The sequence below is a fragment of the Rhizobium lusitanum genome, assembly GCF_014189535.1.
Taxonomy (GTDB): Bacteria; Pseudomonadota; Alphaproteobacteria; order Rhizobiales; family Rhizobiaceae; genus Rhizobium; species Rhizobium lusitanum_C.
The window spans coordinates 2,037,011-2,050,291 of sequence record NZ_CP050308.1 but is presented as its reverse complement, the minus strand read 5'-3'; the positions used below and the strand labels follow the sequence as shown (position 1 = coordinate 2,050,291).

The window sequence follows — 13,281 nt, the reverse complement described above, 5'->3', positions numbered from 1 at the left end:
GAGAAGGCGGAAACTATGCAATATGTTTGGGAATTCCTCGGCCTGATGGCCGTGTTTTCGATCTTCATTGTCGTTCCGGGCGCCGACTTTGCGGTGATCCTGCGCCAGAGCATCGTGCATGGCCGCCGCGCGGCGATGATGACTGGCCTCGGCATGGGCTTCTCGCTGCTCTTCCACATCAGCTACACCATTCTCGGCCTCGGCCTGATCGTCTCGCAATCGCTGATGCTGTTCAGCGCGATCAAGTGGGCCGGCGTCCTTTATCTCGTCTATCTCGGCATCAAGTCCTTCCGCGAGCCGGGTTTCAACGTCAAGGAAATCGAGATTACCGACGAGGATCGCAAGCCGGTGTCCGTCTGGCGCTGCCTGGCGACGGGCTTCATCACCAATGCGCTCAATCCGAAGCCGGTGCTGTTCTTCCTGTCGCTGTTTTCGACGCTTGTGCATCACGATACGCCGGCGCTGATTCAGTTCAGCTATGGCATCGGCATGGCGACGGCGCTGGTCGCCTGGTTTGCCGGCGTCTCCGTCTTCTTCACAGTCAAGCCGATCCGCGATCGTTTCATCGCCAGCGGCAAATGGTTCAACCGCATCACCGGCGCCGCACTTGTCGGCTTCGGCATCCGCCTCGCCTTGGCGCGGGCGGCAGATTAACTCGAGCATGATCCCGAAAAGTGCGCAGCGGTTTTCGGATAAAATCATGCTTAATCAAATAATTAGAGCGTCATGACGCTCTAGAGATACAAAACAAGGAAATTAAACCATGTCCTACGATGTGATCATTATCGGAACCGGCCCCGGTGGCTATGTCTGCGCCGTCAAGGCTGCACAACTTGGCCTCAAGGTCGCGGTCATCGAAAAGCGCGCCACCTATGGCGGCACCTGCCTCAATGTCGGCTGCATCCCGTCCAAGGCGCTGCTGCACGCTTCCGAAGTGTTCCATCATGCCGGCCACGGCATGGATGCGCTCGGCGTCGAAGTTTCCGCGCCGACGCTCAACCTTCCGAAGATGCTGGCGCACAAGGATGCGACCGTGAAGTCGAACGTCGATGGCGTCGCCTTCCTCTTCAAGAAGAACAAGATCGATACCTTCCAGGGCACCGGCAAGATCGTTTCCGCCGGCAAGGTCTCCGTCACGGCCGAGGACGGAAAGGTGACCGAGATCGAGGGCAAGAACATCGTCATCGCCACCGGCTCCGACGTTGCCGGCATTCCGGGCGTGCCGCTCGAAATCGATGAGAAGGTCATCATCTCGTCCACCGGCGGCATCGCACTCGACAAGGTGCCGGAAAATCTGGTCGTCGTCGGCGGCGGCGTTATCGGTCTCGAACTTGGCTCGGTCTGGTCGCGTCTCGGCTCCAAGGTCACCGTGGTCGAATATCTCGATAACATTCTCGGCGGCATGGACGGCGAAGTTTCCAAGCAGTTCCAGCGCCTGCTCGCCAAGCAGGGCATCACCTTCCATCTCGGCGCCAAGGTTGTCGGCGTCGAAAAGGTCGGCAAGGGCGCAAAGGTCACCTTCGAGCCCGTCAAGGGCGGCGACAAGGTGGTGCTCGATGCCGATGTCGTGCTGGTCTCCACCGGCCGCAAGCCCTACACGGCTGGCCTCGGCCTCGAAGAAGCAGGCGTTGTGCTCGACAATCGTGGCCGCGTCGAAATCGATGGTCACTTCAAGACCAATGTTGCGGGCATCTATGCCATCGGTGACGTGGTGAAGGGTCCGATGCTGGCACACAAGGCGGAAGATGAGGGTGTGGCGCTCGCCGAAATCCTCGCCGGCCAGGCGGGTCATGTGAACTACGACGTCATTCCGAGCGTGGTCTACACGCAGCCGGAAGTCGCCTCCGTCGGCAAGACCGAGGAAGAGCTGAAGGCGGCGGGCATCGCCTACAAGGTCGGCAAGTTCCCGTTCTCCGCCAACGGCCGCGCCCGCGCCATGCTGGCGACGGACGGTTTCGTCAAGATCCTGGCGGACAAGGAAACCGACCGCGTTCTCGGCGGCCACATCGTCGGCTTCGGCGCCGGCGAGATGATCCACGAGATCACCGTGCTGATGGAATTTGGCGGTTCGTCGGAAGATCTCGGCCGTACCTGCCATGCGCATCCGACCATGTCGGAAGCCGTGAAGGAAGCAGCCCTCGCGACCTTCTTCAAGCCGATCCATATGTAAGAACCGGCGCTCCGACAGGGGTTGAGGGCTAGGATTGCAATGCATGCGTGATGATGCGATGAACGGGAAATTCTCGTGCATCGCATTATCGAAGCTCTCCTCAAAAACGAAGCAAGCATGTCACGCCAAGCTCCAGTCGCTGCCGTATTTCTGCAATTTTTCATGGTCATGGCGCTCACGGTCCTTGTGACCGGAGCGCTGCCGGCTCGCGCCGAAGTGCCTGCCCCCGGCTGGCCGCAAGCCACCAGCGATCTGCCGGCCGAGCCCGGTGTTCGCTTTGGCACGCTGCCCAACGGCATGCGCTTCGCCGTCATGCACAATGCGACGCCCTCGGGGCAGGTGGCGATCCGGTTTCGCATTGCGACCGGCTCACTCCAGGAAAATGACGACCAGCAGGGGCTGGCGCATTTTCTCGAGCATATGGCCTTCAAGGGCTCCACCCATGTGCCCGAAGGCGAGATGATTCGGACCCTTCAGCGCCTGGGTCTAGCCTTCGGTCCGGATACCAATGCCTCCACCGGCTATAACGAGACCGTCTATTCGCTCGATCTCCCGGAGGCCAAACCCGATACGGTTTCCACCGGCCTGATGCTGATGCGCGAGACGGCGAGCGAACTCACGCTCGATGCTGGTGCCTTTGATCGCGAGCGCGGCGTCATCCTCTCGGAGGAGAAGCTACGTGATACGCCGCAATATCGTGGCGGTATCGGCTTCATGAATCTGCTGCTGCCGGGTCAGCGCGTGCCCCTGCGGCCGCCGATCGGCAAGACCGACATCATTCGCAATGCGCCCGTCGATCTGGTTCGGGATTATTACCGTTCCAATTACCGCCCGGATCGCGCCACCCTGATCGTGGTCGGCGATATCGATGCAGCGGCGATCGAAGCCGATATTCGCAGCCGTTTCGGCAACTGGACGTCGGCGACGCCGGCGCCGACCGAGCCCGATCTCGGCGTTCTTGAAAAGCAAGGGCAGCGGGTCGAAACCGTCATTGTGCCGGGCGGTGCGACCCGCGTGCAGATTGCCTGGACCAGTCCCTATGATGCGTCCCCGGACAGTGCTGCCAAGCGTCGCGCGGATCTGGTCGAGACTATTGGCCTTGCTGTCCTTAACCGACGCCTGTCTGTTTTGGCGCAGCAGCCCAACCCGCCCTTTGTCAGCGCGCAGGCGGGATCGCAGGATCTCTACAAGTCCGCTCACATCGCGATGATTGCCGCCGATTCCGATCCCGACAAATGGCAGGCGGCACTTGTTGCCATCGATCAGGAGCAGCGCCGTATTGTCCAGTTCGGCGCCGAGCAAAGCGAGATCGACCGCGAAATCACCGAATATCGCTCGATGCTGCAGGCGGCTGCCGGCGGCGCCGCAACGCGCGCAAGTCCCGATTTAGCCACGACACTGGCCTGGAGCGCAGGCGAGAACCTGGTTTTCACCTCGCCGGCGGAAGATCTCTCACTCTTCGACGTCGCGGTGAAGGGCCTGACTGCGAATGAGGTCAATCGAACTCTTCAACACGTCTTTACCGGCAATGGTCCGCTGTTGGTACTGCAGGCCCCACAAATGCCTGATGGTGGTGCCGCGACTGTCGAGACGGCCTATGCCGGTTCTCGCGCTGTGCCCGTTACCGCGCCGGAACATACGGCATCGGCGATCTGGCCCTACATAAATTTCGGACCGCCGGGCGCCGTCGTCGAACAGCATGCGATCGAGGATCTCGGCATCACGATGGTGCGCTTTGCCAATGGCGTCAGTCTGACCATCAAGCCTACCACGTTCAGTACCGATCAGGTGCTGGTGCGTGCCAATATTGGCCGCGGCCGGCTTGATCTGCCGCATGATCGTCCGCTGCCAATCTGGGCAGCACCGGCGGTGGCGCTGTCCGGGTTGAAGGCGATCGACTACGATGACATGCAAAAAGCCCTTGCCGCCAATGTCGTTGGCAATGGCTTTTCCATCCAGGACGGTTCGTTCAGATTCGAGGGGGCCACCCGGCCAGACGATCTGGCAACACAATTGCAGCTCCTGACGGCCTCTGCCTCGGACGCGGCTTACCGTCCCGATGTTTTCAAGCGGGTCCAGCAGGCCTATCTGAACAGTCTCCCCCAGCTTCAAGCGACACCCGGCGCGGTTATCAGCCGCGATCTTGCTGGTCTCCTGCATTCCAACGATCCACGATGGACGTTCCCGGATCGGGCGCAATTGCTGGATGCCAAGCCGGAAGATTTCGAGGGGCTGTTGCGGCCACTCCTGTCCAACGGGCAGATCGAGGTTATCGTCGTCGGCGATGTCAAGGTGGACGACGCGATCCGCATGACGGCGCAGACCTTCGGTGCCCTGCCAACGCGTGGCGGTGCGCAGAAGCAGGCCGATGGTCCGGATGTTCATTTCCCGGCACCGACACCTCAGCCGGTTGAGCGCTCTCAGGACGGGCGAAGCGACAACGCTGGCGCAGTGGTCGCCGCGCCGATCGGTGATTTCCTGTCGGATTTGCCGCGTGCTGCCGCCGCCAATGTTACGGGAGCGATCTTCCAGAATCGTCTGGTCGACCAGTTCCGCGTTGCCGAGGGCGCGACCTATAGCCCGCAGGGCGATGTCGATCTGTCCAGATCAATTCCGGGTTACGGTTTTACCTACGTCTATGTCGAGACAACGCCGGCCAAAGTGGACCATTTCTTCGATCTCGTGGACAAGATCGCCGCCGATCTACGGGATAGCGACGTCTCGCCGGACGAGCTGACGCGGGCAAAAGCGCCGATGGTCGAGGAGATAAAGCGCTCGCAACAGACCAACGGCTACTGGCTGGAGGGCCTGCACGGCGCCCAGACAGACCCTCGGCGTCTCGAGCGGATTCGCAGCAGCGTCAACGGCTATCAGTCGATAACAGCGCAGGATATCCGCGCCATCGCGACCACATATTTGAAGCCGGAAACCTTCTGGCGGATGAAAATACTGCCAACCGATGGATCGGCGGTGCGTTGATCACTTTCCGGTTGCGTCTGGCGAATTGCCGCAGCCGCTGTTTGTGTGCCTTGCTGTGTGTTGAACGTGCTAGACTGCGGCAGCCGAAACAGAGGATGAGACGATGCCGGCAAAGCCCATCATGGTTAAACCACGTATGCCACACCCCGCATTGCCGGGGGCTGATTGGGCGGATTGTTTCGAGCTGCAAGTTCCGACATCGGATTTCACGGCGATGGCTGCTGCGCGCATGATACTCGACCATTTTCCGCTCTGGGTGCGGGCCTTGCTAAGGCTGCGCGACGCGGTGACCGGCGTTTTCGGCCTGAAATCCAGCGAATATCGTGCACCGGACGGGCCGGAAATGGTCGGCTTCTTCCCGGTTGTCAGCAAATCGGACAACCAGGTCGTTCTCGGATTCGATGACAAGCATCTCGATTTCCGCGTCGTGATCGATGTGCGGGATGATGGTGAGGGACGCCGGCTCGTCGATGCGACGACGCTGGTGAAGCGGAACATCCTGCTTGGCAAGATCTATCTCGCCGTGATCACGCCGTTCCACCGGCTGATTCTCGAGACAATGCTTACGGATTTCGGCAGACGCGTCAGTTGACTGCTGTGACTGTGAAGCCCTGCTTGCGCAGCAGCGTCACCAGCCCCTGGTCGCCCGCCAGATGCAGCGCGCCGACAGCCATGAAGACGTTACCCTTGGCGAGGATCGGGGCTGCGCGCTCGGCCATCACCTTGTTGCGGTCGAGAATGATGCGCTGCTCAAAGGCGGATGCATCGTCGTCGGATAGTGTCTGATCCGGGTCGACGTCCTTCAGCATCGGCATGATGGCGCCGATATTGCCCGTGAGATAGAGGTCGGTCATCGTTTCGTTAATGTCGTTGATCTTGTCGCCGAGTTCCAGCGTCTGGAGCAGCGACTTCAGGTGCAGCTCGATCGGCAGGTCGCTCATCGCCTTGGCCTGTTCGGCCAGCGTCTCCAGGCCCTTGACCTGCTTGCCGCTGGCGCTAGCATCGGCGGCGAGCTTCTGATCGAGGAATTTCACGCCGGACGCCTTGCGGCGGATTTCGCAGCCGGTCATCTGGAAGGAGCTCGATATCAGCCATGGCTGCATGTGGGACACGGCCGCAAGCGGCACGCCGCGTTGTTTCAGGGCCGCTTCCAGTCGCGCATTATCCTCGGTCGACAGATGCTGACCGATGGTCCCGCCGTTCGGCAGCATGGTCAGCTGCGGGTTGATGAAGAGGGCGGCTGCCGCCTTCTTGTCGTCGAGGATCTCGTCGGATTCGACGATGATCGTATCGGCCGCGGCGCTGGCCTCGGCAGCGCCCTTCGGCATGGTCGTTACGCGCGTGTCGCTGACATGCATCGTGCCGAGCAGCCAGGAGGGTTGCAGGCCGGTTTTTTCGATCTTCCAGAAGATGCCTTTGCCGTTCGCGACCTTGTCGCCGTCTGCGAGGATCGAGGCATATTTGGCGGGATCGCTCTTCTGCAGCTCGGCCATGAGGTTCTTGCCGCCGCAGCTGTCTGACACTGTCTCGTCGGCATGCGCCGGCACCGATGATAGTATCGCCACGATCAACGCGATGACGAGCATCACTGGAAAGGCAGTCGCCAGCCACAGGAAAATATCACCGGGCCTCGGTGTCGTCAGCCGCGCCGTCTTGATCCCGAGAGCAGATATCATCCCAACCTTCCGAAAGCAGAATATATGATCCCGAAAGCTGCGAAATAGCCTCCGGACAGGATCATGCCGAAACTGGTCTCTGCTCTATCCGCCCTAAACGCATATTCCCTTAACGCGGGGGGTTAACGCTTTCTTACGCGCGCGGATGAGCCCGATCGTAGACTTCCAGCAGACGTGAGGAATCGACGCCGGTATAGACCTGGGTCGTCGAGAGGCTTGCATGGCCGAGCAACTCCTGGATCGTGCGCAGGTCACCGCCGCCCGCCAGCAGGTGCGTGGCGAAGGAATGGCGCAGCGCATGCGGCGTCGCCGTGTCCGGCAGGCCGAAGGCGCTGCGCAGCTTCTGCATGCCACGCTGGATGATGCCGGCATGCAGCTTGCCGCCGCGCGCGCCACGGAAAAGAGGGGAGCCGGCATCGAGATGATAGGGGCAGATCGCGCGGTATCTCGCGACCGCTTCGCCGACGATGGGCAACAGCGGCACCAGCCGTGTCTTGTTGCCCTTGCCGGTAATGCGTAGCGCCGTCGCGCCGGGGCGTATGTCTTCCGGCAGGAGGTCGAGTGCTTCCGAGATGCGCAGGCCGCAGCCATAGAGCAAGGTCAGCACGGCCGCATCGCGCGCGGCGATCCAGGGCTCGTCATGCATCTGCGCCTCGTCGCTGACGACGGTGATGGCCTGGGTGTCCGACAGCGGCTTCGGCAGGGATTTCGGCTGTTTTGGCGAGCGCACCGCGCCGGCACCGGCGGCATTCACCAGACCTTTCTTTTCGAGATAGCGCAGCAGCGAACGAAGGCCGGCAAGATTGCGCCCAAGCGAACGCGCGCCGGCGCCATCCTTACGGCGTGCTGCGAGAAACCCACGGAAATCGGCGGGCCGCAGTGCCTGGATATCCTTGATGCTTGCCGGGCCGCCAAGATGCCCGGTCAGAAAGGTCAAGAATTGCCGGGTGTCGCGCTCATAGGCATCCAGCGTGTGGGCGGACAGGCGGCGTTCCTGGCCGAGTACCTCCAACCAGCGGCTGCGCTCGTCCATCAACTTGGGGTCGGCAATGATCAGCAACTCGTTCAGTGGAAAACCCCTTGAATTCCAAAATCATTCTGCCACTTTGAAGGAGGGAAGGTTATGGAATCGCTAACAATCCTACTGCGCCGCGCTTCCTTGCGTGCGGAAAGAACACAGTAGCCCTTTTCAACTGCGTATAAGCTGTTCCTTAAATCAAATCGGATTTAAGTGGTTATGCGCGAGGCGCTTGTCATGCTTCGATCATATTCGATTGCGATAGAGTACAACCCAACCATCCAGGGCATTTCATGGCACGTCGCGGTTCGATAACTGCATTGGGACAACTTGCAGAAGCGATCGCTTTGGTGTCCCAGGGCCAGCCCGGACATATCGTCGATACGCTGATCGCCGAGCGCGGCCAGAAGATCGTTCGCAACCCGCTCTGGCCGGTGATGCGACCCTTTCTCTATACGCTGCTGCGCTACAACAAGGCGATCGAATTCGCCGATGACGTCGCCAAGCTGCCGGGCTTCCAGTGCTTCGAATATATGAGCGACCTGCTGAAGCTCGATATCGGCGTGACCCATGCCGAGCGCATACCCGCTTCCGGCGGGTTCATTCTCGTCAGCAACCATCCGACCGGCATTGCCGATGGCGTTGCCGTCTTCGATCTCCTGAAATCGCGCCGGCCCGACATGATGGTGTTTGCCAATCGCGATGCGGTGCGGGTCAATCCGCGCTTTTCCGAGATGATCATCCCGGTCGAATGGCGCGAAGAATACAAGAGCAAGCTGAAGACGCGCGAGACGCTGCAAATCACCAATCGCGCCGTTGCCGAGGGCAAGGTCACCGTGCTCTTCCCATCCGGCCGCATCGCCTATTGGGCAAACGGCAGACTGAACGAGCGGCCGTGGAAGACATCGGCCGTCGGGCTTGCGCGCAAATACAATCTGCCGATCCTGCCGGTGCACCTGACGGCGCGCAATTCCGGGCTGTTCTACTGGTTCGCCAAATGGTCGACGGAGCTGCGCGACATGACGGTGTTCCACGAGCTCCTCAACAAGCGCGGCGACCGCTTCGACTTCCTGATCGGCAATCTGATCCCGGCCGAGCATCTCGACGGCGACGTCAACGACGTGACCAAGGCGCTGGAGAAGCACACGGTGTTCGATCTGGCTCGTGATGGTGATGCGAGGTTTGCGCCGCTCAGTGCGGAGGCCGTGCCTCGGGATATTGTCGCTGATGCTGTCAGGGAACATTCCGCCTGATGTCTTCCCTGAGAGAAGCCGTGTTGAACGACCTCGCCGTGATGATCGCAAACGTCGAATCGGCAAGGCCAATTCGTGTTGCGATCGACGGGAGGACGGCATCCGGCAAAACAACGCTGGCGAACGAACTGGCGGATTGCCTCAGGGCCAAAGGCAGGGACGTCATTCGAACATCAATCGATGGCTTTCATAGGCCAAGGGCGGAACGTTATGCGCGTGGACGACATTCCGCTGAAGGCTATTATTACGACGCGCGCGACCTTCCGGCCATCAATGCGCTGCTTCTCTTTCCTTTGGGACCTGGTGGCGATTGCTGGTATCGCACGGCATCATTTGATCTCGACAGTGATTCGCCCGTCGAACAGGATCCGCAATTCGCGGCGGCGGATGCCATCCTCATCGTGGATGGCACCTTTCTCCAGCGCCCTGAGCTGCGGGACGGCTGGGACCTGGCGGTCTTCGTTGAAACTTCCGAGCGTGTGTCCGAACAACGAGGTATAGATCGCGACACCGCGCTTCTGGGAGGAGCGGAGATCACACGCCAGCTTTATGCGGATCGGTACCGGCCGGCCTTTGATCTCTATCAGCGCTTATGCGCGCCTGCTTCTGCTGCCGATGCAATTTTCAACAACGACAATTTTGAACAGCCTGCTCTCCGGGCTCGTGGAGATGGCAGGCTTTCTGCAGTATCGCGAAGTCTCTGATATTCACGGATTTCGGTAGCAGATGCCACCATTCGGGGCGGGAGCGTTCACGGCAATTTTGCGAGACTGCAAATATCAAATGCAAAACTGTCGCTTCGATCGGGAGTTTCGCGATGGAGGGAACGATGATCAGATTTGTCCATGTGTTTTGGAGCATACTCTGGCGTTCTATCCTTGTTTTGGCCCTCAACAGCGGCATCGCCTATACGCTGTATACAGTGGATCACTCTCTGTTCGAGGTAACGGCTAATTCCATCAAAATTCGGCATTCCCTCACATATTTACCGGCCGCCGTCATGTTCGCAGTGTTGGCCATGCAGATCAAAGGCACTCAAAACATGCTGCTCGAAGAGCGATCACCCCTATCGAATAGGCAATGGCGACAGACATATTTTGGACTATCTGCATGCGCTTTTGGCATCGTGATCATTTTCTGCATTTCAGCGGTAATTTTGAATATTGATACATGGGTCTCTATCCAGAAATTGCTTCCATTGCCTTTGTTCATGCTTTTTTGGATTGCAGTAGCTATATGGCAGGCAAAGAGTCGATAGCGGCGGTTGGCGACATTTGCCACGTAAGTCCTGATATTCAGGACTGCTTGCAGACCGTCCGCATTTTGCGAGTGGCTTGGTGCTAGTCCCGGGTTCCCTTTTGCCGCCGCTCGGGGCATGGTCTGGCGCAATGAGTAAAGATTCTTCCGATCTGTTCGGTGCGCTGTTCGAGGGCGCGGCCGCTAAAGCAGTGATGACCCGTACAGTCCCGGTTCTGGTGCCGATGCCGGCGCCGAAGCCTTATTCCTATGCGGTGCCGGAGGGCATGGCGGTCGAGCCCGGCTCGGTGGTGCAGGTGCCGCTTGGGCCGAGGCAGGTGATCGGCGTCGTCTGGGATGGTGGCGACGAAGGCGGCGTCGATCCGAAGAAGCTCCGGCCGATCAGTCGCGTCTTCGATTGCCCACCGCTTGCCAAGGAGATGCGCGATTTCATCGATTGGGTCGCGGCCTACACGCTGTCGCCGCCCGGTCTCGTTGCCCGCATGGCGCTGAGGGTGCCGGCTGCTTTCGATCCCGAGCCGATGGTCGAGGGGCTGCGCTTTGCCGGCGGGGCGCCGGAGCGGCTGACGCCGGCGCGCGTTCGGGTGATGGAGATGGCGAAGGATGGTCTCTCATGGACACGCAGCGGGCTGGCGCATGCCGCTGGTGTTTCGACAAGCGTCATTGACGGGTTGATCACGCAGGGCATTTTCGAAACCGTGTTCCTGCCGCCGCCGCCCCTCGTCGCCAAGCCCGATCCGGATTACGCCGCCTCGCGGCTCGAAGGCCCGCAGCGCGAAGCGGCCGACGAGATATTGGCCGAGGTGCGCAAGCAGGAATTCGCTGTATCGCTGATCGACGGCGTTACCGGCTCAGGCAAGACCGAGGTCTATTTCGAGGCGATCGCCGAGACGCTGAAGCGCGGTAAGCAGGTACTGATTCTTCTGCCGGAAATCGCGCTGACGGCGAGTTTTCTCGAGCGTTTTCAGGATCGTTTCGGCGCCAAGCCCGCCGAATGGCATTCGGATCTGGCGCCGCGCACGCGCGAAAAGGTCTGGCGGCAGGCGGTGACCGGCGAGGTCCGGGTCGTTGCCGGCGCGCGCTCGGCGCTGTTCCTGCCCTTCGAGGATCTCGGCCTGATCATCGTCGATGAAGAACATGATCCTGCCTACAAGCAGGAAGATCGCGTCTATTACAATGCCCGCGATATGGCCGTCGTGCGCGGCCGCATCGGTGATTTCCCGGTGGTGCTGGTGTCGGCGACGCCGTCGGTTGAGAGCCAGGTCAACGGCCAGAGCGGGCGCTACAGCACCATCCATCTGCCGACCCGCTTCGGCGATGCGGCAATGCCGGACCTGCATCTGGTCGATATGCGGCGCCACGCGCCGTATCGCGGCGGCTTTCTGTCGCCATTGCTGATCCGGGCGATCGGCAAGACGGTGGAGAAGGGGCAGCAGTCGCTGCTGTTTCTCAACAGGCGCGGTTATGCGCCGCTGACGCTCTGCCGGGTCTGCGGTCATCGCTTCCAGTGCCCGCAATGTTCGAGCTGGCTGGTGGAGCATCGGTTTCGCGGCCAGCTCCAATGCCATCAATGTGGCTACGCCGAGCGGACGCCGGAGGCATGCCCGGAATGCGGCACGCTTGACCATCTCGTCGCCTGCGGACCGGGCGTAGAACGCATCGCCGAGGAGGTGGAGCGGCATTTTCCCGATGCGCGGACGATCGTGCTCTCCTCCGACATCATGGGCGGCGTCAAACGGCTGCGTCTCGAACTTGACGCCATCGCCAAGGGCGAGGCGGATATCGTCATCGGCACGCAGCTCGTTGCCAAGGGGCATAATTTCCCGCTGATGACGCTGGTCGGCATCGTCGACGCCGATCTCGGCCTTGCCAATGGCGATCCGCGCGCCGCCGAACGGACATTTCAGCTCCTGTCGCAGGTGACCGGCCGCGCCGGGCGAACCGGCCTCAAGAGCCACGGCCTGTTGCAGACATACCAGCCGCAGCATCCGGTCATGCAGGCGATCGTCTCCGGCGATGCCGGTGCCTTTTACGAGCGCGAGATTTCAGAACGGGAGAGGGCGGTGCTGCCACCTTTCGGACGGCTTGCCTCGATCATCGTTTCCGCCGAGACCCGCCAGGATGCCGAGACCCATGCCCGCGGCATGCGTAGCGCCGCGCCGCTGGTACAGGGCATCTCCGTCCTTGGGCCGGCGGAAGCGCCGCTCGCTCTGGTGCGCGGCCGGCACCGCTTCCGCCTGCTGGTGCACGGCAAGCGCAATTCCGACATGCAGGGGTTTCTCAGGGCCATGCTGGCGCAGGCGCCGAAGGAGCGCGGCTCGGTGCATGTGCAATTGGATATCGATCCGCAGAGCTTTCTGTGATTCCTGTCCTCAGCGTTGCCGCCACGTCTTCCCCTGTTCCGTCGCTTCATGCCATATGCTGATCTCTTCATATGGTTGATTTGATTTGGGCTGATTTGGGGACGATCGATGGAGTTCTATTTTCCGACTGACCTGGGCGAGCGGCTTGCCTATTGCTCGGCAGCATTTACGGCCGTCATCGGTCTCGTCGTGATGTTCGCGCCGGGCTACACCTATCGCTTTCTTCGGCTGCAGGTGCGCGAAGGGCGAACGGAAGCCTATGCCGAGGCGCGCTCGGCCGGCGGTTTCTATCTTGGCTTCGGTGTTGTCGCCATATTGCTGGGCCAGCCGATGATTTATCTGGCGCTCGGAGCGTCTTTTGCGATCGCCGCCTTCGGTCGCATCCTCTCGATCATGTCCGACCGGGGAAGCGCGTGGCTCAATCTGCTGCTTCTGGTTGTTCAGGCTGTCTTGGCGGCTCTACCCCTTCTTTACGGATTTGGTTACATTTGAGCCAAAATTGGTCGCGCTCCGGCTGTCATTACCCGCTCTATCCCCATGGTTCTGAACTTTTGCCATCATAAAT

General features: G+C 60.6%; 11 protein-coding genes. 9 read left to right on the top strand and 2 right to left on the bottom strand.

The features are described 5' to 3' along the window. Positions 1-15 precede the first annotated feature (15 nt). The 4 genes from HB780_RS23670 (at position 16) to HB780_RS23655 (ending at position 5,741) form a co-directional block, all read left to right on the top strand. Positions 16-654, top strand: a complete 639-nt coding sequence (locus HB780_RS23670; RefSeq protein ID WP_183689802.1) for a LysE family translocator — start codon at positions 16-18, stop codon at positions 652-654. A 109-nt stretch (positions 655-763) separates the two neighbouring features. Next, the gene (gene lpdA / locus HB780_RS23665) at positions 764-2,170 is read left to right on the top strand and encodes a dihydrolipoyl dehydrogenase (RefSeq protein ID WP_183689801.1); all 1,407 of its coding nucleotides are present in this window, start codon (positions 764-766) and stop codon (positions 2,168-2,170) included. 117 nt (positions 2,171-2,287) lie between these two features. Next, positions 2,288-5,149: a M16 family metallopeptidase gene (locus HB780_RS23660; protein ID WP_286203051.1), complete on the top strand. Its 2,862-nt coding sequence runs from the start codon at positions 2,288-2,290 to the stop codon at positions 5,147-5,149. Between the two features lie 103 nt (positions 5,150-5,252). Continuing rightward, positions 5,253-5,741, top strand: a complete 489-nt coding sequence (locus HB780_RS23655) for a DUF2867 domain-containing protein (protein ID WP_183689799.1) — start codon at positions 5,253-5,255, stop codon at positions 5,739-5,741. On the opposite strand, the gene HB780_RS23650 is transcribed toward HB780_RS23655, so the two are convergent. Further along, complete coding sequence (locus HB780_RS23650; protein WP_183689798.1) at positions 5,734-6,825, bottom strand: TraB/GumN family protein; 1,092 nt, start codon at positions 6,823-6,825, stop codon at positions 5,734-5,736. The genes HB780_RS23655 and HB780_RS23650 overlap by 8 nt on opposite strands. Before the next feature lie 133 nt (positions 6,826-6,958). Continuing rightward, entirely contained in the window at positions 6,959-7,894 is a 936-nt protein-coding gene (locus tag HB780_RS23645; protein ID WP_183697420.1) for a tyrosine recombinase XerC, read from the bottom strand. 242 nt (positions 7,895-8,136) lie between these two features. Here HB780_RS23645 and HB780_RS23640 point away from each other — a divergent pair, with 242 nt between their 5' ends. From HB780_RS23640 to HB780_RS23620, 5 genes are all read left to right on the top strand, one after another. After that, on the top strand, positions 8,137-9,096 hold the full coding sequence (locus tag HB780_RS23640) for a GNAT family N-acetyltransferase (protein ID WP_183689797.1): 960 nt from the start codon (positions 8,137-8,139) through the stop codon (positions 9,094-9,096). A 20-nt stretch (positions 9,097-9,116) separates the two neighbouring features. Beyond that, positions 9,117-9,800: a nucleoside/nucleotide kinase family protein gene (locus tag HB780_RS23635; RefSeq protein ID WP_286203050.1), complete on the top strand. Its 684-nt coding sequence runs from the start codon at positions 9,117-9,119 to the stop codon at positions 9,798-9,800. A gap of 125 nt (positions 9,801-9,925) precedes the next feature. After that, complete coding sequence (locus HB780_RS23630; RefSeq protein WP_183689795.1) at positions 9,926-10,354, top strand: hypothetical protein; 429 nt, start codon at positions 9,926-9,928, stop codon at positions 10,352-10,354. A 130-nt stretch (positions 10,355-10,484) separates the two neighbouring features. Beyond that, positions 10,485-12,716, top strand: a complete 2,232-nt coding sequence (locus HB780_RS23625) for a primosomal protein N' (RefSeq protein WP_183689794.1) — start codon at positions 10,485-10,487, stop codon at positions 12,714-12,716. Positions 12,717-12,824: 108 nt separating this feature from the next. After that, positions 12,825-13,208, top strand: a complete 384-nt coding sequence (locus HB780_RS23620) for an AGROH133_08824 family phage infection protein (protein ID WP_183689793.1) — start codon at positions 12,825-12,827, stop codon at positions 13,206-13,208. The last annotated feature ends 73 nt before the right edge of the window (positions 13,209-13,281 follow it).